The 19,433-nt window shown below is 66.3% G+C and carries 19 protein-coding genes; 14 read left to right on the plus strand and 5 right to left on the minus strand.

Annotated elements, in window-relative coordinates:
- Window positions 1–32: 32 nt before the first annotated feature.
- The 9 genes from N8K70_RS02985 (at window position 33) to N8K70_RS03025 (ending at window position 10,003) form a co-directional block, all read left to right on the plus strand.
- Window positions 33–644, plus strand: a complete 612-nt coding sequence (locus tag N8K70_RS02985; protein ID WP_317140130.1) for a hypothetical protein — start codon at window positions 33–35, stop codon at window positions 642–644.
- Between the two features lie 187 nt (window positions 645–831).
- Window positions 832–2,142 carry a DNA-methyltransferase gene (locus tag N8K70_RS02990; RefSeq protein ID WP_317140131.1) on the plus strand — a complete coding sequence of 437 codons (1,311 nt, stop codon included), beginning with the start codon at window positions 832–834 and terminating at the stop codon, window positions 2,140–2,142.
- 7 nt (window positions 2,143–2,149) lie between these two features.
- Entirely contained in the window at window positions 2,150–2,749 is a 600-nt protein-coding gene (locus N8K70_RS02995) for a hypothetical protein (protein WP_317140132.1), read from the plus strand.
- Entirely contained in the window at window positions 2,716–4,842 is a 2,127-nt protein-coding gene (locus N8K70_RS03000) for a DEAD/DEAH box helicase family protein (RefSeq protein ID WP_317140133.1), read from the plus strand. Before N8K70_RS02995 ends, N8K70_RS03000 begins: the two co-directional genes overlap by 34 nt.
- A 66-nt stretch (window positions 4,843–4,908) precedes the next feature.
- Entirely contained in the window at window positions 4,909–5,091 is a 183-nt protein-coding gene (locus N8K70_RS03005; protein ID WP_317140134.1) for a hypothetical protein, read from the plus strand.
- The gene (locus tag N8K70_RS03010; protein ID WP_317140135.1) at window positions 5,088–7,052 is read left to right on the plus strand and encodes an AAA family ATPase; all 1,965 of its coding nucleotides are present in this window, start codon (window positions 5,088–5,090) and stop codon (window positions 7,050–7,052) included. Before N8K70_RS03005 ends, N8K70_RS03010 begins: the two co-directional genes overlap by 4 nt.
- Entirely contained in the window at window positions 7,045–7,437 is a 393-nt protein-coding gene (locus N8K70_RS03015) for a hypothetical protein (protein WP_317140136.1), read from the plus strand. The genes N8K70_RS03010 and N8K70_RS03015 overlap by 8 nt, the downstream gene beginning before the upstream one ends.
- A 590-nt stretch (window positions 7,438–8,027) precedes the next feature.
- Window positions 8,028–8,648 (plus strand): hypothetical protein, encoded by a 621-nt coding sequence (locus tag N8K70_RS03020; RefSeq protein ID WP_317140137.1) that lies wholly within the window; start codon window positions 8,028–8,030, stop codon window positions 8,646–8,648.
- Entirely contained in the window at window positions 8,648–10,003 is a 1,356-nt protein-coding gene (locus N8K70_RS03025; RefSeq protein WP_317140138.1) for a hypothetical protein, read from the plus strand. The genes N8K70_RS03020 and N8K70_RS03025 overlap by 1 nt, the downstream gene beginning before the upstream one ends.
- A gap of 408 nt (window positions 10,004–10,411) precedes the next feature.
- On the opposite strand, the gene N8K70_RS03030 is transcribed toward N8K70_RS03025, so the two are convergent.
- Entirely contained in the window at window positions 10,412–10,948 is a 537-nt protein-coding gene (locus tag N8K70_RS03030; RefSeq protein ID WP_317140139.1) for a hypothetical protein, read from the minus strand.
- Between the two features lie 83 nt (window positions 10,949–11,031).
- On the opposite strand from N8K70_RS03030, the gene N8K70_RS03035 reads away from it, so the two are divergent.
- Window positions 11,032–11,439, plus strand: coding sequence for a hypothetical protein (locus tag N8K70_RS03035; protein WP_317140140.1), 408 nt, complete (start codon window positions 11,032–11,034; stop codon window positions 11,437–11,439).
- 150 nt (window positions 11,440–11,589) lie between these two features.
- On the opposite strand, the gene N8K70_RS03040 is transcribed toward N8K70_RS03035, so the two are convergent.
- Window positions 11,590–12,444, minus strand: a complete 855-nt coding sequence (locus N8K70_RS03040; protein WP_317140141.1) for an SDR family oxidoreductase — start codon at window positions 12,442–12,444, stop codon at window positions 11,590–11,592.
- A 95-nt stretch (window positions 12,445–12,539) separates the two neighbouring features.
- On the opposite strand from N8K70_RS03040, the gene N8K70_RS03045 reads away from it, so the two are divergent.
- Window positions 12,540–12,914: a winged helix-turn-helix transcriptional regulator gene (locus N8K70_RS03045; RefSeq protein ID WP_317140142.1), complete on the plus strand. Its 375-nt coding sequence runs from the start codon at window positions 12,540–12,542 to the stop codon at window positions 12,912–12,914.
- A 14-nt stretch (window positions 12,915–12,928) separates the two neighbouring features.
- Here N8K70_RS03045 and N8K70_RS03050 read toward each other — a convergent pair whose 3' ends face one another.
- Window positions 12,929–13,528, minus strand: coding sequence for a TetR/AcrR family transcriptional regulator (locus N8K70_RS03050; protein ID WP_317140143.1), 600 nt, complete (start codon window positions 13,526–13,528; stop codon window positions 12,929–12,931).
- A 3-nt stretch (window positions 13,529–13,531) separates the two neighbouring features.
- Window positions 13,532–14,413, minus strand: coding sequence for an alpha/beta fold hydrolase (locus N8K70_RS03055; RefSeq protein ID WP_317140144.1), 882 nt, complete (start codon window positions 14,411–14,413; stop codon window positions 13,532–13,534).
- 92 nt (window positions 14,414–14,505) lie between these two features.
- Between N8K70_RS03055 and N8K70_RS03060 the strand changes: the two genes are divergently transcribed.
- Entirely contained in the window at window positions 14,506–14,859 is a 354-nt protein-coding gene (locus tag N8K70_RS03060) for a DoxX family protein (RefSeq protein WP_317140145.1), read from the plus strand.
- Here the strand turns inward: N8K70_RS03060 and N8K70_RS03065 are convergent.
- Window positions 14,856–16,391, minus strand: coding sequence for a PucR family transcriptional regulator (locus N8K70_RS03065; protein WP_317140146.1), 1,536 nt, complete (start codon window positions 16,389–16,391; stop codon window positions 14,856–14,858). The two genes, N8K70_RS03060 and N8K70_RS03065, sit on opposite strands and share 4 nt — an antisense overlap.
- Window positions 16,392–16,474: 83 nt before the next feature.
- Between N8K70_RS03065 and gabT the strand changes: the two genes are divergently transcribed.
- Together gabT and N8K70_RS03075 are read left to right on the plus strand one after the other, a co-directional pair.
- Window positions 16,475–17,827, plus strand: coding sequence for a 4-aminobutyrate--2-oxoglutarate transaminase (gabT, locus tag N8K70_RS03070; RefSeq protein ID WP_317140147.1), 1,353 nt, complete (start codon window positions 16,475–16,477; stop codon window positions 17,825–17,827).
- Window positions 17,828–17,960: 133 nt separating this feature from the next.
- Window positions 17,961–19,415, plus strand: coding sequence for an amino acid permease (locus N8K70_RS03075; protein WP_317140148.1), 1,455 nt, complete (start codon window positions 17,961–17,963; stop codon window positions 19,413–19,415).
- Window positions 19,416–19,433: the final 18 nt, after the last annotated feature.

A 19,433-nucleotide genomic window follows, 5' to 3' on the forward strand; every position in this document is an offset into this window, starting at 1 on the left:
GGCCACTAAGCTGATGGGATGGACGTGCGAGCATGAGCGATCAATCGGTGCCCCTGGTTTGGGGTGTCGTCCCCGAGCCGGTGCGCGGTGTCCTGCAGCGACTGCAAGAGCGCGCGGCGGAAGCTGTCGAGGCGATGGATACTGCCCAGATTGGGGGAGTGGCTCCCCAGAACCACGACGCGGCGTTTCTGCAGATGTCCGCGGCGTCGGAGGCTGCAGACCGCGCGACCCGCGACTACCGCAGCTTGTTCAATGCGTACACGCACAAGTTTCACCAGCCGAAGCCTCCTATTGGGGAGCTGGCTGCGATGCAGGGTGCAGTCACACAGTCGTTCGCCAAGCGCTACACGCCGAAGACCGTGGCAGCGATCGAAGCGTTGCTTTCGCCTAAGCCCGATCTTGCTGCGATCCGCGCGGGCATCCGGGCCCTCGGATTCGAAGACCTCCGTGGGATCTCAGATGAACTCGACTCGGTGATCGCTGCCGCGGAGGCCGATCCTAAGTTCCATCCCTGGAGCGCGTCGAGCGAGACAGCCCGACTGTCGACGCCGACCCCTGGAACTCTCGCGGATCTCATGCCGGACCAGTATGCGAAGGAACGTGCTCACGTGGACGGCACAATCGGGTCACCGAGGAATCTGTGAGAACTTTCTTTACTCGTTCAAGGGCCGGCCTCCGGCCGGCTGTGCGATGGGCGGAGTGCCCGACTGCGGTGCGTCCGGTCCTCGCTCCGCTGCGGTCCGGGCGCTCCTCGGCGGGCACTCCGCCCATCGCTTCGCGGGGGTAGCTCCCATTAGTTCTTTTAGCTCGCAAGACGAGGAAGCAGTGACGATGTTCACCGACGACCAGAAGGTCTACACGACGCCGTGGGGCACGCAACTTCATGGCGACTCGCTGGAGCTACTCAAGGGCCTCGAGGACGAGAGTATTGACTTGATCGTCACGAGCCCCCCATTCGCACTGCAGCGGAAGAAGGCGTACGGCAATGAGGAGCAGGAGGCGTACGTCGACTGGCTCGCCCAGTTTGGCGAGGCTGCCAAGCGGGTATTGAAGGACACTGGCAGCCTCGTCATCGACATTGGCAATGCCTACCGTAAGGGGAGCCCTACTCGTTCCCTCTACCCGTACCGCGTCCTACTCAAATTTGTTGATGAGCTCGAGTACCACCTCGCCGAAGAGTTTTTTTGGTACAACCCGGCAAAGCTGCCCAGTCCTCTCGAGTGGGTAAACAAGCGTCGAATCCGAGTTAAGGATGCCGTCAACACGGTGTGGTGGTTCTCGAAGACGGAATGGCCGCAGGCAGACGTCAATCGGGTGCTTCAGCCTTACTCCAAGAACATGGAGAAACTACTCAAGGACCCTGAAAAGTACTACAAGACCTCATTGAGGCCAAGTGAGCATGACATCTCGAAGCACTTTGGCAACGACAACGGTGGTGCGATCCCGTCGAACCTGCTGCAGATCTCCAACACCGAATCAAACACTAACTATTTGCGCCTATGCCGCGAGCTTGAGATCAAGTCGCACCCGGCCCGGTTTCCCAACGACCTGCCCAAGTTCTTCATCGAATTCCTCACGAGTCCAGGGGATGTCGTTGTAGACATTTTTTCGGGCTCAAACACCACAGGAATGGTTGCTGAGCAGCTAGGTCGGAAGTGGTACTCGTTTGAGCTCAACCGCGACTACGCTGCGCTGTCCATCATGCGGTTCTTGCCCTCGATGCCTGCCAAGGCGGCCCTCTCACTGTATGAGAGGGCCCGGAGGAAGACTGTCTCGTTGCCCTCAGAAGCGCGAGGTCTAATTCCGATAGCGATACAGTCGGCGGAGAAGGAGTTCAGGCTCGCCGAGAAGGAACTGCACGCGGCGGGGGTGCAGCGGGAGAAGGAGTTCGAGCATGTTAGAGCAATCGAACACAGGGCCGAGATGGAACGGGTCGATCCAGTCGACAACTCCAGCGACATAATTGCTGCCTTGCAGCGCGCAGGTGAGGAGGCGGCACTTGCGATGGCGCGACAGTCGGTCGCCATGAAGCGGATCAAGACGCAAGCCAAGGCCTTGGCCACAGCCCGCGCCGCGGCAGCTGCCCTTGATAGCTTCTATGGTCCAGCTGGCGTCGAGGTGCCTGACGGGCATTTGGGCTGAATGACTCATGCCGACCCCCGTGGATAGCGCTGCCGACGCTTTGCTGCCATTGGGCAGGCTCGCGCCCGTAGTGCAGAGGTCGCGAGTAGCTGACGGCACGAAACGGGCTAACCAACTCTTTGCCGCCTCACTCGAGGACTACTCCGCCTCGCTCGACTCCGCGGAGACGGACCAGAAGCCGTTCGACCTGCAGATGTCGTCTCCGTTTCCTCCACTGCTGCGGGTCTATATGTTCACGATGACGACACACCCATCAGAACGGCAGGAGGGTGCGTACCGGATTCAGGTCATGCTTCCTGGGAAGGCTCGGCACTTCGATGCCACAGATAACCCTTTCATCATCCTGGCCGGGTTCGAACCGAAGCTGGAGGTCTTTGCTATGTGGGATGCGATGGCTCATGATGTGGCGACGGGGATCGCCCATTCCAAGGGTGTCCAGCTTCGGGAGAACACCTTGCTCACCGCGCTTTCGCAGGGGGTTGCCTGTCAGCAGAGGACGCTCCGCCACGCTGGTGAGACTGAGACGGTCATTGCATCGCGTCCAGACGCACTTCCTGAAGCGCTGGAGCTTCGGTGGCAACTGTCGATCGAACGGCTGACGGCATGACGGGCGAGGGGTGGGGGGCGTCCGGCTGGACTCCGGAACCCGAGTACGCTAGCGACCGCGACGACATTCTCAACGACTTCTACATGCGCGCGCTTGTCGAGGCAGTCACGTATGACCGGATCACGGGCTTCTTCGCCAGCAGCGCTTTGGCACTGTATTGGGGCGCGATACCGGACTTCGTGGACCGCGGCGGGAAGATCCGTGTCCTCTGTTCCCCTCGCATCACCGAGAAGGATGCTCAAGGCATTGAACGAGGCTACGATGCTCGCGATGACGAGTCCCTGGCGGCGGTGCTCCGGGCGGAGTTCGACGCGCTGCTCATCAGTGAGCAACTTCGCAAGCCTGCGCTCGCACTAGCGGCCCTCATCTCCGAGGGTCTGCTCGAGGTGCGCCTCGCCCGGGTGGCCCGCGCGTCATTGGACGATCGCCGTATGTTCCACGACAAGGTGGGGTTATTCGCTGATGAGCGCGGCCAGCGCATCGGCTTCCGCGGATCACTCAACGAGACGCGGTATGGGATCGCCTCAGACGGCAACATCGAGTCCTTCGATGCATGGACAAGCTGGACGGGACGCAACGACAGCATTCGTGTACAGCGGTCCTCTGAGCGCTTCGAAAAGCTCTGGGACGGCAAGAGTGAAGGGGTGGAAGTCCTGGCACTTCCCGCACCGTTTCGCCACTGGCTCGAGTCCCAGGCGGACGGTATGGCTTGGCGAGAATTCGCCGCTGAAATCACAACCGAGACTGAACACGATTTGGTCATCCGCACAGCGCCGGACGGGAGACCTCTGCGAGAGCAGCAGATCGCCGGGTTGGACAAGTGGGAGGAGAACGGGAAACGCGGGATCCTCGCTCACGCGACAGGGTCCGGCAAGACAGTCACCGGCATCACAGCAATTGCTAACTACAACGGCCCCGCGCTCGTCGTCGCGCCGTCCAGGCTCGTTGCGCGGCAGTGGAAGGAACAGCTTGAGGACACGGGTCGACGAGTACATCTGTGTGGCGACGGCGAGACAGCGTGGAAGACCCGGCTGAGGAACTGGCTCTCGCAGCCCGCTGCTGAACGCGTGGTGGTCGCACTCGCCCCAACGGCTGCCCAGCAGAGCTTTGTCAATCAGGCATCGCGCGCGCAGAACCTCCTGCTTGTAGGCGACGAGGTGCACCGCCTTGGCGCCGCTTCGTATCGCAAGATCCTTGAGATCGACGCGGCGGCGCGTCTAGGGCTCTCTGCGACACCGGAGCGTGCCGGTGATTCGGAGGGCACCGCCGCCGTCTTTGAGTACTTCGGCGGAGTAATCCATCGCTACACGCTCCGCGATGCGCTGATGGCCGGCGCGCTCTGTGACTATCTGTACCACCCGCAGTTGGTCCGGCTCTCGCCTCAGGAGCAGGAGGACTGGGACGAGTTCAGCAAGAAGATTGGCAAGCTCGTCGCGCAGTCACACAACGCTTCTGGTGGGCCAACCGCGAGCCAGTTGGAGCGGATTCGGATGCTGACGATGCAGCGAGCGCGCATCGCCAAGAAGGCGGCCGCAAAGACACCTTTGGCACAGGCCATCGTGTCCAAGCACTACGAGCGTGGGCAGCGATGGCTCGTCTACTGCGATGATAAGGGCCAGATGGACGCAGTCGCGGCTGGCCTGAGGAGCGCCGGAATCGACGCTTACCAGTATTACTCGGACATGCCTGCGGACAAGGCTGCGACCCTGCGCCACTTTGATGAGAATGGCGGCGTGGTCGTATCGATCAAGTGTCTTGACGAAGGCGTCGACATACCGAACGCCGATCATGCCCTGATCCTTGCTTCATCTAGGAACCCGCGTGAGTTCATCCAGAGGAGAGGACGTGTGCTCAGGAGAGCCGAAGGAAAGACCGTCGCGACCGTGTACGACGCGATTCTGCAGCCCGAGAGCTTGAACGACACCTCCGGGATGTCGTTGCTTCAGGGGGAACTCGCCCGGGCGGGTAACTTCGCTCGGGATGCCCTCAACAGCGACGCGCGGGACCCATTGGAACGACTAGTTGTAGGACTTGGCGGGGATCTTGAGGCACTCTATGAGTACCTCGACGTCGGCGAGGAGACCGACGACTGACACAACACAGGCGCTTACCGGCCGAGCCAATGAACGCAACCAACCACGTAATAGGAGTTCGTAGATATGCGAGATAGCCTCGCCGACGTTGTCGAGTCGGTGCGTTCACAGTTCTTCAGCCACATCGATCCAGAGCTGGTGCAACAGATCGTCGAGATCGAGAAGCAGCACGTCGAGAACCGCCCGCGGGCGCAGGAGGGCGTCGCTCGCGCCATCCAGCACAACCTGGTCGGGAGCGCTGAAGCTTGAGATACCGGCACCTGACCCTCGAGAATTTCCTGGTCTTCAAGGGAGAGCAGCACCTCACCATCCCGGACAAGGACGGCGTGGTCGTCGTCTACGGTCGGAACGGGAAGGGCAAGACGTCACTGCTCAATGCCTTCCGCTGGGTCTGGAGCGGCGAGGTTCGAAAGCGCAGTACTAGGCCTCTGCCGATCGAGGACATCACCAACAGCGTCGCCCTCCAGGAGGCGCGTGGAGGTTCAGTGCGCTGCCGCGTCCGATTGGAGTTCGAGGCTGACGGTGCAGAGTGGGACCTCACTCGCTCGCTCACCCATGAAGGCGGCGAGTACTCGCAGGAACTGATCCTTCGCAAGAACTCGATTGCGCTTAGTGCGGCCGATGCTGAGAGGCAGGTCGCTGAAATCATGCCGCGGGAGATCGAGCAATTCTTCCTCTTTGACGGCGAGCTGCTGGACCAGTACGAAAAACTCCTCGACGACGACAGCACGGTCGGCGCAACGCTCCGCGACGATATCGAGCGCATCCTGGGACTTCCGATCCTTGAGCACGCAGCCCAGGACAGCGCTCGAGTCGGCGAGGACGCTGGCAAGGAGATCGCCAAGGCCGCTCAGCGTGACACCAAGACGAAGGTTCTCGGCGACGCGCTGATTACGGAACAGAATCGCCTTGCCACCTTTCGTCAGAACTACGAGGCGGAAGACGGGAAAGCGAAGGGCTTCGAAGCCGAGTCCCGCAAACTCGAGCATCAGGTGGCCGAGCAGTCCGGAAAACTCCAGATCAAGGCGCTCCGCGATGAAGCGCGTAACAACTTGCTCAACGCTGAGGGGGAGCTCTCCGAGACTCGAGAGAAGTTCCAGAGCCTTCTGGCGGACTCCTGGCGGGCAGTGCTCGTCGAACCGATCGCGGCGCGCTTGGACCAGAGCCAGGCTGAGCTTGACTCGTTGGAGGAGAAGCTTGACGATCTAAGGTTCGCGGCAACTCTGGCGCGCCACTATGAAACGTCCGGAGGTGCATGCCCGGTGTGCGCGTCGCACCTGGATGACAGAAACCGCGCGGCCCTGGAGAGCCACCTCAACGCGAACAAGTCAGGCGACCTGATTTCTGCCGAGGATGAATCGGTGGAACTGAAGGCGAACCTGAAACGGCTCCGTGACTCGGGACGCGGTCACGAAGTCCGTGCCGATATTAGGTCGGTCGAGGACAGTTACCTGAAGGTGCAACAGCAGATTGAAGACTACCGAGAGGACCTCGACGACTACGACGACAAACTCAAGGGGCAAGACGATGACCTAAACGAGTTGGTGCAGCGGACGAAGAATGTCGAGATTCAACTGAATCGCGCGCGAGACGAATACCGCAAGCAGCGCGACCTGCACGAGCAAGCAAAGCAAAACATCGCGAAGCTGGATGAGAAGATCCGACTGCTTGGTGGAGCTGGCCAAGCTGACCAGGGTGTCTACGTCCGTCAGCAACTGGCCGAGGATCTTTCTAGACTCTTCGAGCAGGCCGTGGTCACCTACCGCGACCAGCTCAAGGAGAATGTCCAGCAGAAGGCCACGGAGCTCTTCGTGGCCATGCGGTCGGAGCAGGACTTCGTGAAGCTGACAATCAATGAGTCGTATGGGCTGCGGATCCTCGACAAACGAGGAGAGCCTGTCAAACACCGCAGCGCTGGTTATGAGCACCTGGTGGCGCTGTCGCTTCTGGGAGGTCTGCAGGCGAGTTCGCCGATCAGCGGGCCGCTCGTCATGGACTCGCCGTTTGGGCGTCTCGACGAGCACCACGTCGAGGACGTCGTCAAGAACGTAGACAAGCTCACATCACAGGTGTTCCTTCTCGTCACAGAGCGTGAACTACCTCGTAGCACCGCACGTGATCTGCTCCGAGGTCGTATGTTGGCCGAGTTCGAGCTGCGACGCGGGGATTCCGCTCATCAGACTAACCTCCAGGAGCTTCATAGTGTCTGACTCAATCTCGACCCGAGGGCGTGTGAACATCGCTCTAACTGGTAAGGCGGAACTCGCGAGAGACGAAATTCACGAGCGCTTCCCGTTCAAGGAGAAGCAGCAGATCGTCCGTCTGGGGCTTTCCTATGCCATGCGGCTGAAGTTGGAACCCACCCGTGGCGCTGACTTCGGTCGGGCCGGAGACGGGCAAAACATGAATGTGGGTTCGTTCGACCCGAGCGGCGAGCTGCTCGACCTGGTGCGGGCCTTCCACCCTGCTGCGGAGGATCCGGCTGAGGTTGCCGAGACCCTCATGAGCCTTGGGCTCGTGAGGCTGGCGGAGGACATCAAGAACAGCACGGTCACCCGCATCACGGACATCCTCTACGGCGGTGACGAGGATTGACGTCAGGCCGCGAGACGAGTTGCTCTGCATCCTCGCCAATCCACCTGCCGGATCAGGGGAGCGGACGCTCGGGAGGTTGGCGCTGGGCCGCGGCATACTCGGATTCGAGGTAGTCCGGGTCGGAAACCTGTTCGCGCTCCCTTCCAAGGACGTCACAGCGATCTCGAACCTCGGTGCGACGCCAGATGGCTGGTTGGCAGCGCGCAAACACCTGAACCGTGCGCTCACGTCATGCGACGGAGTGCTACTTGCTTACGGACTTGCAGAGCCAACTGGTTCTGCAAGAGCGCACCACCGAGCGCAGTTGCAGTGGCTGAGCGAGCGCCTGGTGAATACGGGGTGTCCCGTCTTCCAGCTCGGTGACGGGCCGCGACATCCATCACGTTGGCAGCGATGGACAGCGCGGCACCATCCGGCGCTGTCCTTCTCCGACGGCTTGCGAGCATCCTTTCGGGCAGCTGAACTGACAGGTCTGCCGTAGGCACAGGCGAGGGTTCTGGTTCGGTCGCGGTAGTCAGCGACTCTGATCAACCGATGGCGCGGCGCTCGAGATGCGATAGTTGGCCCGCATGTGTCGATATGATCCGAACGTGCCGTCTCTCACCAACCAAGATCCGGGCGAGCTCCTTCAGAAGCTCGGTGAAGATGGTGCCCGCCGCGCGAAGCTCTGGCTGGACTCGACGACACGCGTCGAATCGACTTGGTCGGTGTACGACAAATTCGGAAAGGACCGATTGTCCTACCCGTGGCCGAATGACGACGAAGCATACTCCTATGACATAGGTGGGATCTTCTACGGGGGTGACCTGCACAAGCAGGCTTTCCTCGTCGAGTGCAAGAAGTACTCCTCTGCCAGCCAGGGTGGCCACTTCGATAAGTTCCTCGCCCAGAGTTACGTAACCCTGCGGGACTATCCTCATCTGGCCGACCACTTCATCTGGATGACGTGGCACCCCTTCCGGATCAACACCTGGAACGAACTGAGCAGCGAGACGAAGATCGTCAAGGCGCTCATTCGCGAGCAGGAGCGTGTGTTCGGTACGACGGGCGAGGACGAGACGGGCCTGTCCGACCAGCTCGATGCAAGCGTTGTTGCGGACCTTGCTGACCGGGTCTGGGTGATTGTGTTGTCGGACCGTCAGGAGACACTGGTGATCAGCCGCGAGGACCGCGCCGAAGTTATGAAGCTTCGCATTCTGCAGGAGAGCTGATGGAGCACGTGCAACGGAGCGGTCTCGACGCCGTTTCTTCGATCGAGGCGGTAAAGGCGAGCGTGATCTCGACGCTGCGTGCCACCGATGACTCCGTACGGATCCACAAGACGGAGTACTTCAATCACACATACGCGCCCGATCTCGTTTTAACGTGGGCAGGTTTGAAGGCGGACCGCAAGGTCTACCTTCGGACTACTGACCGGGAGCAGTACCTCGCTGAGGACATCCAACTTCTGCAGCAACGGGACCCGATGATCATGCCGCTTGACGGTATACAGCATGACTCCGTTGACGCTGCAATGCGCTCACTCAACAACGTCTCGCAGTCTGTGGGTGCGCTTGTCGCCGAGACTTCGAGCCTGACGTCATTGGGTGAAAGCTTGGGAAGCAGCCCCGTCAGAAACCTGGCGTCTCGGGCGGTGCTACAAGGCGGAAAGGGGCTCGTCGATGGAGCCGGTGCCGTCAACTTTGGTGAGGCCGTCTCCGCCGGATTTAGCGGGGCATTGAATGGCGAAGTCGAATCGACTGCCGGAGCTGTCCGAGCAGCAGAAGAGATCCTGGACCCCGCGAGGACAGCCGCTCTCTCGGAGCTGCTACAGGCGGCGTGGGTGGGCGGCGGCAACACATCCACATCGTTCCCGGGGACGATGGAATCGCCAGCGTCGCTCGGCCCAGATACCTTGGCGCTCCTCCTCGATACAGTTCCAGGTTCGGACCCGGAATTCTGGGCACACATCGCGCGGCGCCTCGAACTTGGTCACTTGAGCGGCCTGAGCGTGTCAGCGGAGAACGAAGCCTTCCAGGCTCTGCTGCGTGCGGCCGCCCCACGCCTCGTCGCGAAGGCGGCGCGCTTGGTCGAAAGTGACAGCGATCGGGTTGACGGACTTCGTTGGGGAACAGCCCACGGATTGCTGACTCTTCTCGTCGGCACCCTGCGTGTTCAGTTTGCTGACCGGAGCCAAAACGAGTTTGCATCTTCAGGAACTGATCTCAGCCCTTCTGCGACCAGGTTCAGGGCACGCGCCCAGGCGAACCAAACGACCGTGCTTCGTATTGTTCTCGCCTCGGACGATCGGCGGCTTGAGTTTGTGAGCGAGGACGGCACCTCCCTCGTCGCCGATAACCGTATCGATCGTCTCGAGGAGCAGCTTGGAGTGGCGGCGAAGGTGCGACGTGCCGTCGTTGAGACGCGTGGCCCCGAGATGACAGTCGATTTCTCATCCTCCACGGTCGGCGGGAACACAAGCGCGAAGTTCAGTGTGCAGTCGCTGACAGATGCTGTTGCGGGGCTCCTCGTCGATCGTGACAACGAGGTCTCCGAGCATGTGGCCGTGGCCTTTCCGGAAACGTGAAGTCGCTCGGTAATCGACGCTGAAGTGAAGCGTGCCGGTTTTGTGCCGGTAGCTCAGCTGAAACCACCCTCATCCAGCCACGACCAACGATGACATCATCCGCGGAATCACGCGGCAAACAGCTACCAATCGGCACCTACCAGCCCGCCGCATCTAACTCATAATCGTGAGGTCGCGGGTTCAAGCCCCGCTCCTGCTACAGAATGAAACCCGCGGGATCCCGGGGGTTTTGTCGTTTCCGGGAGGTGAGTCCGGGATGCTGCGACGGCTGTTGTGCCGGTTGAGGCGTCGAGAACACATCGCACTGGCCGGTCGCGGACCGCCGAGGTACACTGGGAGCACGGCGGGCAGTAGCCCTCGGAGCCTGGCAGTCTTCCGGACGGTATGACGAGCCAGGCTCACGTGTTTCTACAGCCGGGTGACCCGAGACTCGACGACCGCATCGACGCGACGGATCCAGTCGCCGCCGTTCGAGTAGCACCAGGCGACGGCATCGCTCACCCAGAGCAACGGATGTTCGTGCGGCGCGACGTGTCGGTACTGCATCTCCGAAGATCCAGCACGGCGGATCGCGTCGGCGATCAGTCGACGGTCAGCGCGTTCGAGGGACTCGTCTCGTTCGATGATCAGCTGCGCGACGCCCGCGCGGATGGCCTGGTCAGCGAGCGCGCCGAGAGTCAGAGGCCGCGCCTCCTTATCTGACCGCTGCGTGACGACCCACACGGACACGCGCACATCGAGATCGCAGATGCGCGAGAGGATCTGGCGGCGTCGACTGTCGCTCTCGCTCTTGAAATGGATGCGTCGCTGACCCGGCTTGAGGAGACCGCGCAATGCCCGTTCGGATGCTCGCACGTCGCCGATCACACAGGCGGTAGCAACGACATAGTAGCCTCGCGCCTTCGACTCGTCGACGTAGACGCGGTCAGCGGGGCGGAAGGTCACCTCTCCACCGTAAGCGGAGCCTCGGACTCGTCCCGGACGGCGAACCGCATGGATGCGGCACAAGCTCCGTTTCTCGGGTACAGATGTTGCTGCAGGCGGCGTGGGTCGGCGGCGGGAACACATCCACGTCGTTCCCGGGGGTGAGGGAATCGCCAGCGTCGCTCGGCCCAGACACCCTGTCACTCCTGCTCGACACAGTTCCGGGTTCGGATCCGGAATTCTGGCCATACATCGCGAGGCGCCTTGAGCTCGGGCACTTGAGCGGCCCGTCGGCGGAGAACGAAGCCTTCCAGGCTCTCCTCCGTGCAGCTGCACCGCGCCTCGTTGCGAAGGCGGCGCGCTTGATCGAAAGTGACGGCGATCGGACGATCGGCGGTGACACGAGCGCGAAGTTCAGTGTGCAGTCGCCGACAGATGCCGTTGCTCGGCTCCTCGTCGATCGTGACGACGAAGTCTCCGGGCACGTGGCTGTGGCCTTTCCGCAAATGTGAGGCGGCTCCGTGGAGCTGGTCGACGCAGACGTGAAGCGTGCGGCTACCGACCAGGACTCCCGGAATTCCGGGGTCTTGTCGTGTACGCGAGGGACTGAGAGGCGCGAGAGGGGCCGCACCGCACCAGCGGTACGGCCCCGATGCGTCCGGTCAGAGAGCGGCGCGCAGGCCCTCCACGAGCGGAGTGGTCGGGCGGCCGATGAGGCGGGACAGGGTGCCGTCCGTGTCGGCCAGCGCGCCGCCTCGGATGCCGGCGTCGAGCGCCGTCACGAAGCCGATGGTGCCCTCGTCGAGGCCGGCGGCCCTGAGCGCTGCGGCGTGCTCCTCGGGCGACAGCGCGACGTACGTCACGGGACGGCCCGTGATCTCGGCGGCGGCTGCGGCGAGGTCGTGGTAGTTCCAGGCGACGTCGCCGCCGAGCTCGTACACCTGCCCGACGTGGCCGTCCTCGAGCAGGACGACGGCCGCGCCGTCGGCGAGGTCGGCGCGGCTCGCGGAGGCGACGCGGCCCTCGCCGACGCTGGCGGAGATCGCGCCCGTGTCGGCGGCGCGCGCCACCTCGGCGGCGTAGTTCTCGGTGTACCAGTTGTTGCGGAGGATGACGGCGGGGAGGCCCGACGCGGCGATGGCCTCCTCCGTCGCCTTGTGCTCCGGCGCGAGGACGAGGTCGCTCGTGGTGGCCTTCGGCGCGCTCGTGTAGACGAGCTTCTCCACGCCCGCGGCGACGGCGGCATCGATCACGACCTGGTGCTGGGCGGCGCGCCTGCCGACCGCCGAACCCGAGATGAGGAGCACCGCGTCGGCGCCGTCCACGGCGGCCGTCACGGTCGCGGCGTCGTCGTAGTCGAGCGGCACGACGCGCACGCCGCGTGCGGCGAGGTCGGACGCCTTGGCGGTGTCGCGCGCGCCGGCGACGATGCTCTGCGGCTCGGCCCCGCGTGCGATGAGGCGATCGATGACGAGGCGGCCGAGCTGGCCTGTGGCTCCGGTGACGAGTGTGGTCATGACGAGTCCTTTCGTGGATGGGTCGTAGGCGACAACGTGGCCCCAGCGCGGAGCCTTCCCAGCAGACCATACCCACTTTGACGTAAGGTACCCACATGACGGTTAGTTTCGCTGAGATCAAGGAGTCGACGCCGCGCGTCTTCACGGAGGGCTGCGGAACGCGTGTCGTCCTCGACCACATCATGAGCAAGTGGGGAGTCCTGGTGCTGTCGTCGCTGTCCGACGGCACGCTCCGCTGGGGGGAGCTCCGGCGGGAGGTCGACGGCATCAGCGAGAAGATGCTCGCCTCGACGCTGCGCACGCTCGCAGCCGACGGCCTCGTGCACCGTGAGTCGTTGCCGACGGTGCCCCCGCACGTGGAGTACAGCCTCACTCCGCTCGGGCGCGATCTCATGGAGCGCATGCTCCCGCTGGTCGAGTGGGTCGCCGACAACGCGCAGGGCATCCTCGAGCACGACGACGCCCGCTGAGGCGCGCGGCGGGGTCAGCCGTCGTCGTCGGCGCGTTCGAGCGGGCGCAGGAGGCCCCCGATCGTCTCGATCGCCGCGTGGAGATCGTCCTCCGTCACGGGGCCGACATGGCGCGCCGCCTGGAGGAGCCCGATCGTCGTGCTCGACAGCACGAGCGCCAAGGCCTCGGCGTCGACGGCGCGGCTGAGGGAGCCTCGACGCTGCAGCGTCTCGATCCAGGCGACCACATCGCGGTGACGTCGCCGATAGCGGTCGTCGTCGACGGCGTCGAGGTACGCCCCGAGCACACCGCGGTCGTCGAGGAAGGCCGCGGTCATGAGCCGGTCGTCGAGGAGGACGCGCGCGCCGACGGCGTAGGCGCGGCTGAGGGGCGGACGCCCCTGTCCGCCCAGGAGAGCCTCGCTCTTCCGCGTCATCCGCGTCATCGCGCGCCGCAGCAGCTCGTCGAGGATCTCGTTCTTGCTCGTGAACTCGCGGTACACGGCGCCCTTGGCGATGCCGACCCGGCCGGCGATGCTCTGGACGCTCATGGCGTCGAACCCGCGTTCGAGCACGAGAGCCTCCGTGGCGTCGAGGATGCGCGCGCGGCGATCGGGGATGAGGGGGCGGGGCACCGGCTACCGCTCCAGAGAGTCGAGGAAGCCGGTCATGGCCGCGACGGCGACGTCGGGCGCGTCGCGCTGCACCCAGTGACCCGCGCCGGGCGCGACGACGAGGCGTGCGTCGGGGAGGAGGCGCTCCGCGCGGCGCGCCGCGGCGAGGGGCACGCCGGCGTCGCTCTCGCCGTGCACGAGCAGCACGGGGGCGCGGAGGGCGCCGAGCCGCGACGAGTAGTCCGTGCGCAGCCGGTTCCACAGGACCTCGTCGCGCTGCCACTCCTGGAACGTCTCCAGGGCGCCCTCGCGCCGCAGCGTGTGCATCGCCTCGGCGACGAGCTCGGGCGTGCGCCGGTCCGCGTCCCGGACGAGATCGCGGAGGCCGCGCTCCATCCTCGCCGGGGACGACGCGTAGGAGCGCATGAGCGCGGGCATCAGGCCGCTTCGGACGAGTGCCCAGCCGAGGAGCTGGGCGGGACGCGACAGCCATCCGGCGCCGAGCCTCGGCATGATGCCGTAGCCGCCGAGCACCATCGCGCCGCTCACGCGTCCCGGCTGCCGGAGCGCATGGCCGATGGCCATCCCGCCGCCGAGCGAGAGCCCGCCGATCGCGGGGCGTTCCAGCGCGAGCGCGTCGACGACCTCGCCGACGTGCTCGACCAGCCGCTCCTGCGTGACCGGCCACGGCGCGGACGGGCTGCGGCCGTGGCCGGGATGGTCGGGGGCGATGACGCGATAGCCCGCGCCGGCGATCCGGCCGCCGATCCCGCCCCACGAGAGCGACGCGCTGTCGGTCCCTCCGCCGTGCAGCAGGAGCACGGCGCGGTCCGCGGCCGATCCGTGCGTCCACTCCAGGGCCGAGACGGAGCCCCAGGAGAGCGCGATCTCGATCCTGCGTTCCACGGGGATCCTCCTGCGGTTGTGACCGAAAAAACGATGACGGTCACAACCTACCATCCGATGGCCTCCCGGCGAGGCGGATGAGAGCATCGGGTATGCGCGCATCCACCGCCGTCCTCGCCGCCCTGCTCGCAGCCGCGGGCGCGCTGCACCTCGCCAGGCCGCGGATCTACGAGCCGATCGTGCCGGACTGGGTGCCCGGCACGCGGCGGCAGGTCGTCGTCGTGAGCGGTGCGGCCGAGGTGCTCCTCGCCGCCGCGTTGCTGCCCCCGCGCACCCGGCGGCTCGCCGCGGCGGCGGTGGGCGTGTTCTTCGTCGCGGTGTTCCCGGGCAACGTCGAGTCCTTCCGCCGTGCGCGCTCGCGGCGAGGCCGGGTCATCGCCGCCCTGCGCCTGCCGCTGCAGGCGCCGCTCGTGTGGTGGGCGGTGCACGAGGCCCGACGGCGCTAGGACGAGCCGGAAGGACGCGCCCCCTCCCGCGCGGCGAGCAGGGCGACCCAGATCTCGGCCCGGGCGGCGAACGACCGCAGGTCGCGTTCGAGCAGCCGCTCGGCGAGACGGATGCGGGTCCGCACGGTGTGCCGGTGCACGCCCAGCGCCCGGGCGGCGTCGTCGTAGCGCGTGTCGTGCAGCAGCCAGGCGCGGATCGAGTCGAGGACGGCGGTGCCGTGGGCCTCGTCGTAGCGGACGACGGGAGCGAGGACGGAGCGGGCGACGCTCGCCGCGTCGTCCGAGAGGGTGCTCAGCACGCCGGCCGATGCGACGTCGGCGAAGCGCGTGACCGCCTCCCCCCGACCGCGGGCGATGCGGGCCTCCTCGAGCGCCGCGCCGAACGACCCGAGGGGAGCGGGCTCCGAGACGCCGATCCGGACGCCGAACCGCTCGACGAGATGCCCGAGCGCGTCGGCGGCGTCGGCGGGCATCGCCATCGCCAGCCCTCCCGTCGGTTCCTCTCCGAAGAAGAACCTCTCCTGCTCGCGTTCCGCGTGCAGCTCCAGGAACGCCGAGAGGGCTGCCGGAGCGCCGTCGGTCGCCGCGACCACGACGGGATCGGACGGAAGGCCGCCCCAGGCGGCGTCGGCGATCTCGCCCGCGAGAGCCGTGTCGCCCGTGAGCAGCGCGCGCACCACGCCCGCGCGCAGCGTGCCGCGTGTCCGGACGAGGGACTCGTTCTGCTCCAGGGCGAAGCCCGTCATCGCGACGACGGCCGTGACGACGCTCCGCGCCTCCTCGTCGAGGGCCTCGGCGCCGACGGCGAGGACTCCGCGCAGGCTCCCGCCCGGGCCGAGGGTCTGCAGGGTGAACGCGCGCTCGCCGACGCGGACGACCCCGGCGGCGCTCGCGCCCCGGGCGAGCATCGTCGCGGCCTCCCGTCCGACCTGCTCGTCCGCGTCGGCGCCGAGTCGGGACGCGGCGCGCACGATCGCGCCGGCGGAGTCGTAGAGCCCGACCCACGCGCCCAGCTGTCGCGACAGCTCGGTCAGGGCGGAGCCCATCCCGTCCTGCCGCAGCGCGGCGAGCGCGACGGCGCGCTGAGCCGACAGCGCCCATGTGCGCCGGGCGTACGCCCCGGCGGCGAGCGCCTCCGCGACGGCACGGGCGACGGCGATGAACGGCGTGCGGTAGGGCACCTCGAAGAGCGGGAGCGCACGCGCCCCGCACGCGTCCGCGAGCGGGGCCGGGATCCCGGCCCGGACCACCTCCGTTCCGAAGCCGAGGGCGACGACGCCGCGATCCGCGAGCCGCTGCACGTACGCGTCGTAGGGGACGGGATCGTCTCCCGAGAACTGGGTGCCCGTGGTCAGCAGCACCATCTCCTCGGCGATGAACGGCGTGGGATCGGCGAGGTCGGAGCTGTGCACCCAGCGGATGGGACGTGTCAGCGCCGACGTGTCGCGCGCGCCCGGCGCGAGGCGCAGGCGGAGGTCGGCGCGAGAGAGCAGGGCGCGCAGCGTCGGGGCGGACGGGGCAGGCGGCGACATGATGTACAGAGCGTATAGCGGATGGCAGGGATCTGTACGCATCGGCGAATGCGCGGGTGTGGTGAGGGACCTACGCTCGCGGGATGAGCACCGCATCCCTCGCCCCCGTCGCGGGCGGCCCGGCCCTCCCCCAGGAGCGCCGGCTCGTGACCTCGATCCCCGGCCCGCGCTCGCAGGAGCTCCTGGCGCGCAAGGCCGACGCCGTCGCCGCGGGGGTCGGGCACACCGTGCCGATCTCGGCCGTCGCAGCGGGCGGCGGCGTCGTCGTCGACGCCGACGGCAACTCCCTCATCGACCTCGGCTCCGGCATCGCCGTGACGACCGTGGGCAACGCCCACCCGAAGGTCGTCGAGGCCGTCCAGGCGCAGGTCGCCGCCTTCACGCACACGTGCTTCATGGTCTCGCCGTACGAGTCGTACGTGGCCGTCGCGGAGGCGCTCAACCGCCTCGCGCCCGGCGACCACGCGAAGAGGTCGGCGCTGTTCAACTCCGGCGCCGAGGCCGTGGAGAACGCCGTGAAGATCGCGCGCAAGCACACAGGCCGTCAGGCCGTGGTCGCGTTCGACCACGGCTACCACGGCCGCACGAACCTCACGATGGCCCTCACCGCGAAGTCGATGCCCTACAAGAGCGGCTTCGGCCCCTTCGCACCCGAGGTGTACCGGGCGCCCCTCTCGTACCCCTATCGCGACGGCCTGTCCGGCGCGGAGGCGGCGAGGCGCGCGATCGCGCAGATCGAGAAGCAGATCGGGGCCGACAACCTCGCCGCCGTCGTCATCGAGCCGATCCAGGGCGAGGGCGGCTTCATCGTCCCCGCGGAAGGCTTCCTCCCCGCGGTCGTCGAGTGGTGCCGCGCGAACGGCGTCGTCTTCATCGCCGACGAGGTGCAGACCGGCTTCGGCCGGACAGGGGCGATGTTCGCCAGCGAGCACTTCGGCATCGTCCCCGACCTCATCACGACCGCGAAGGGCATCGCGGCGGGGCTGCCGCTCGCGGCGGTCACGGGCAGGGCCGAGATCATGGACGCCTCGCACGCCGGCGGCCTCGGTGGCACCTACGGCGGCAACCCCGTCGCCTGCGCCGCGGCGCTCGCGGCGATCGACGCGTTCGAGAACGACGGGCTGGTCGAGCGGGCGCGCGAGATCGGCGCGCTCCTCACCCAGCACCTCACGAGGGTGCAGCAGTCCGATCCCCGGCTCGGAGACGTCCGCGGCGTCGGAGCGATGGTCGCCGCGGAGTTCGTCGACCCCGTCACCGGCGAGCCGGACGCGACGCTCACCGCCGCCGTGGCGAAGGCCGCGATCGCGGCCGGCGTCATCGTCCTCACCTGCGGCACGTACGGGAACGTCATCCGATTCCTGCCGCCCCTCTCGATCGCCGACGACCTGCTGTCGGAGGGACTCGGCGTCGTCACGGACGCACTCGCCGCAGCCTGACCGTCGGCCGGCGGCGATCCCGCCGGCCGGACCCCCGCCGCACCGCCTCTTCTCCACCGCGCCGCCCCGCTCCGCACGCCGGCGTCCCCGACGACCAGACGGCATCGAGCCGATGGTCCCCAGGAAGGTTCCCATGGTCCGCACACCCCCCTCCCGCGACGCACGACAGGCCGCGCCGGACACCGAGGTGATCTTCGGCGAGCCGGCCGTCGTCGAGGCGGTCCACCAGGACACGCAGCTCGCCCACACGCTCAAGCCCCGCCACCTGTCGATGATCGCCCTCGGCGGCGTGATCGGCGCGGGGCTCCTCGTCGCGTCCAGCACGGCGATCCTCGCGGCGGGGCCCGGCGTCATCCTCGCCTACGCCGTGGGAGGGCTCATCGTCGTCCTCGTCATGCGGATGCTGGGCGAGATGGCCTCCGCGTCGCCCGAGACGGGCTCGTTCTCCGCCTACGCCACGCGGTTCATCGGACCCTGGGCGGGGCTGTCGATCGGATGGCTCTACTGGTGGTTCTGGGTCGTCGTGGTCGGCATCGAGGCCACGGCGGCCGCCGCGATCATCAGCGGATGGCTCCCCGCCGTCCCGCAGTGGGCGGCGGCGCTCGTCATCACCCTCTTCTTCCTCGCGGCGAACCTCATCTCCGTGAAGTCCTTCGGCGAGTTCGAGTTCTGGTTCGCCTCGATCAAGATCGCCGCGATCGTCGTGTTCATCATCGTGGGCGTCCTCCTCATCCTCGGGGTCGTCCCCAACGACACCGCGTCGTTCGCAAACCTCGTCCCGGCCGGGGGAGGGTTCCTGCCCTACGGGATCGCGGGCGTGCTCACGGCGCTGCTGCCCGTCATCTTCTCGATGTTCGGGGCCGAGGTCGCCACGGTCGCGGCCGGGGAGTCGGAGCATCCGCAGGCCGCCGTCCGCAAGGCGGTCAACTCCGTCGTGTGGCGCATCCTCCTCTTCTACATCGGCTCGATCCTCGTCGTGCTCATCGTGCTGCCGTGGGACCGGATCACCGCCGGCGTCAGTCCGTTCGTGACGATGCTCGACGTGGCGGGCGTGGGATGGGCCGGGCTCGCGATGGAGATCATCGTCCTCAGCGCGCTGCTCTCGACCCTCAACGCCTCCCTGTACACCGCCTCGCGCATGGCGTTCTCCCTTGCCGGCCGCGGGGAGGCCCCGCGCGCCCTCCGCAAGGTGTCGCGCCGCGGCACGCCCTACGCGGCGATCCTCGTCTCGGCCGTCGTGGGCCTCCTCACGGTCATCCTCAACTACGTCGCGCCCGACTACGTGTTCTCCTTCCTCGTCAACTCCACCGGCGCCATCGCGATCTTCGTCTGGATCATGATCGCCGTCTCGCAGCTGCGCAGCCGCAGGATCACGGGCGCCGAGGACTCGGCGATCCGCATGTGGGGGCATCCGTACATCACGTGGGCGGTCATCGTGGCCCTCTCGGCGCTGCTCGTCTTCATGTTCTTCGCGGGTCCCACGCGTCTGGTGGAGGTCTCGACGAGCTTCGTCGTGGCGATCGTGTGCATCGTCGCAGGCCTCATCGTGCAGCGTCGGCGCAGCCGCGAGACAGCCGGGCGCGGCTGACCGCGCGCGTCGTCATCC

The organism is Microbacterium sp. AB, assembly GCF_032878875.1.
In the GTDB taxonomy this organism is placed as follows: Bacteria; Actinomycetota; Actinomycetes; order Actinomycetales; family Microbacteriaceae; genus Microbacterium; species Microbacterium betulae.

Excerpts from the sequence above, each read along its gene's own strand:
- N8K70_RS02985 (WP_317140130.1), top strand. The coding sequence starts at position 33 with ATGAGCGATCAATCGGTGCCCCTGGTTTGGGGTGTCGTCCCCGAGCCG.
- N8K70_RS02990 (WP_317140131.1), top strand. The coding sequence starts at position 832 with ATGTTCACCGACGACCAGAAGGTCTACACGACGCCGTGGGGCACGCAA.
- N8K70_RS02995 (WP_317140132.1), top strand. The coding sequence starts at position 2,150 with ATGCCGACCCCCGTGGATAGCGCTGCCGACGCTTTGCTGCCATTGGGC.
- N8K70_RS03005 (WP_317140134.1), top strand. The coding sequence starts at position 4,909 with ATGCGAGATAGCCTCGCCGACGTTGTCGAGTCGGTGCGTTCACAGTTC.
- N8K70_RS03025 (WP_317140138.1), top strand. The coding sequence starts at position 8,648 with ATGGAGCACGTGCAACGGAGCGGTCTCGACGCCGTTTCTTCGATCGAG.
- N8K70_RS03035 (WP_317140140.1), top strand. The coding sequence starts at position 11,032 with ATGTTGCTGCAGGCGGCGTGGGTCGGCGGCGGGAACACATCCACGTCG.
- N8K70_RS03040 (WP_317140141.1), bottom strand. The coding sequence starts at position 12,444 with ATGACCACACTCGTCACCGGAGCCACAGGCCAGCTCGGCCGCCTCGTC.
- N8K70_RS03045 (WP_317140142.1), top strand. The coding sequence starts at position 12,540 with ATGACGGTTAGTTTCGCTGAGATCAAGGAGTCGACGCCGCGCGTCTTC.
- N8K70_RS03060 (WP_317140145.1), top strand. The coding sequence starts at position 14,506 with ATGCGCGCATCCACCGCCGTCCTCGCCGCCCTGCTCGCAGCCGCGGGC.
- N8K70_RS03065 (WP_317140146.1), bottom strand. The coding sequence starts at position 16,391 with ATGTCGCCGCCTGCCCCGTCCGCCCCGACGCTGCGCGCCCTGCTCTCT.
- gabT (WP_317140147.1), top strand. The coding sequence starts at position 16,475 with ATGAGCACCGCATCCCTCGCCCCCGTCGCGGGCGGCCCGGCCCTCCCC.
- N8K70_RS03075 (WP_317140148.1), top strand. The coding sequence starts at position 17,961 with ATGGTCCGCACACCCCCCTCCCGCGACGCACGACAGGCCGCGCCGGAC.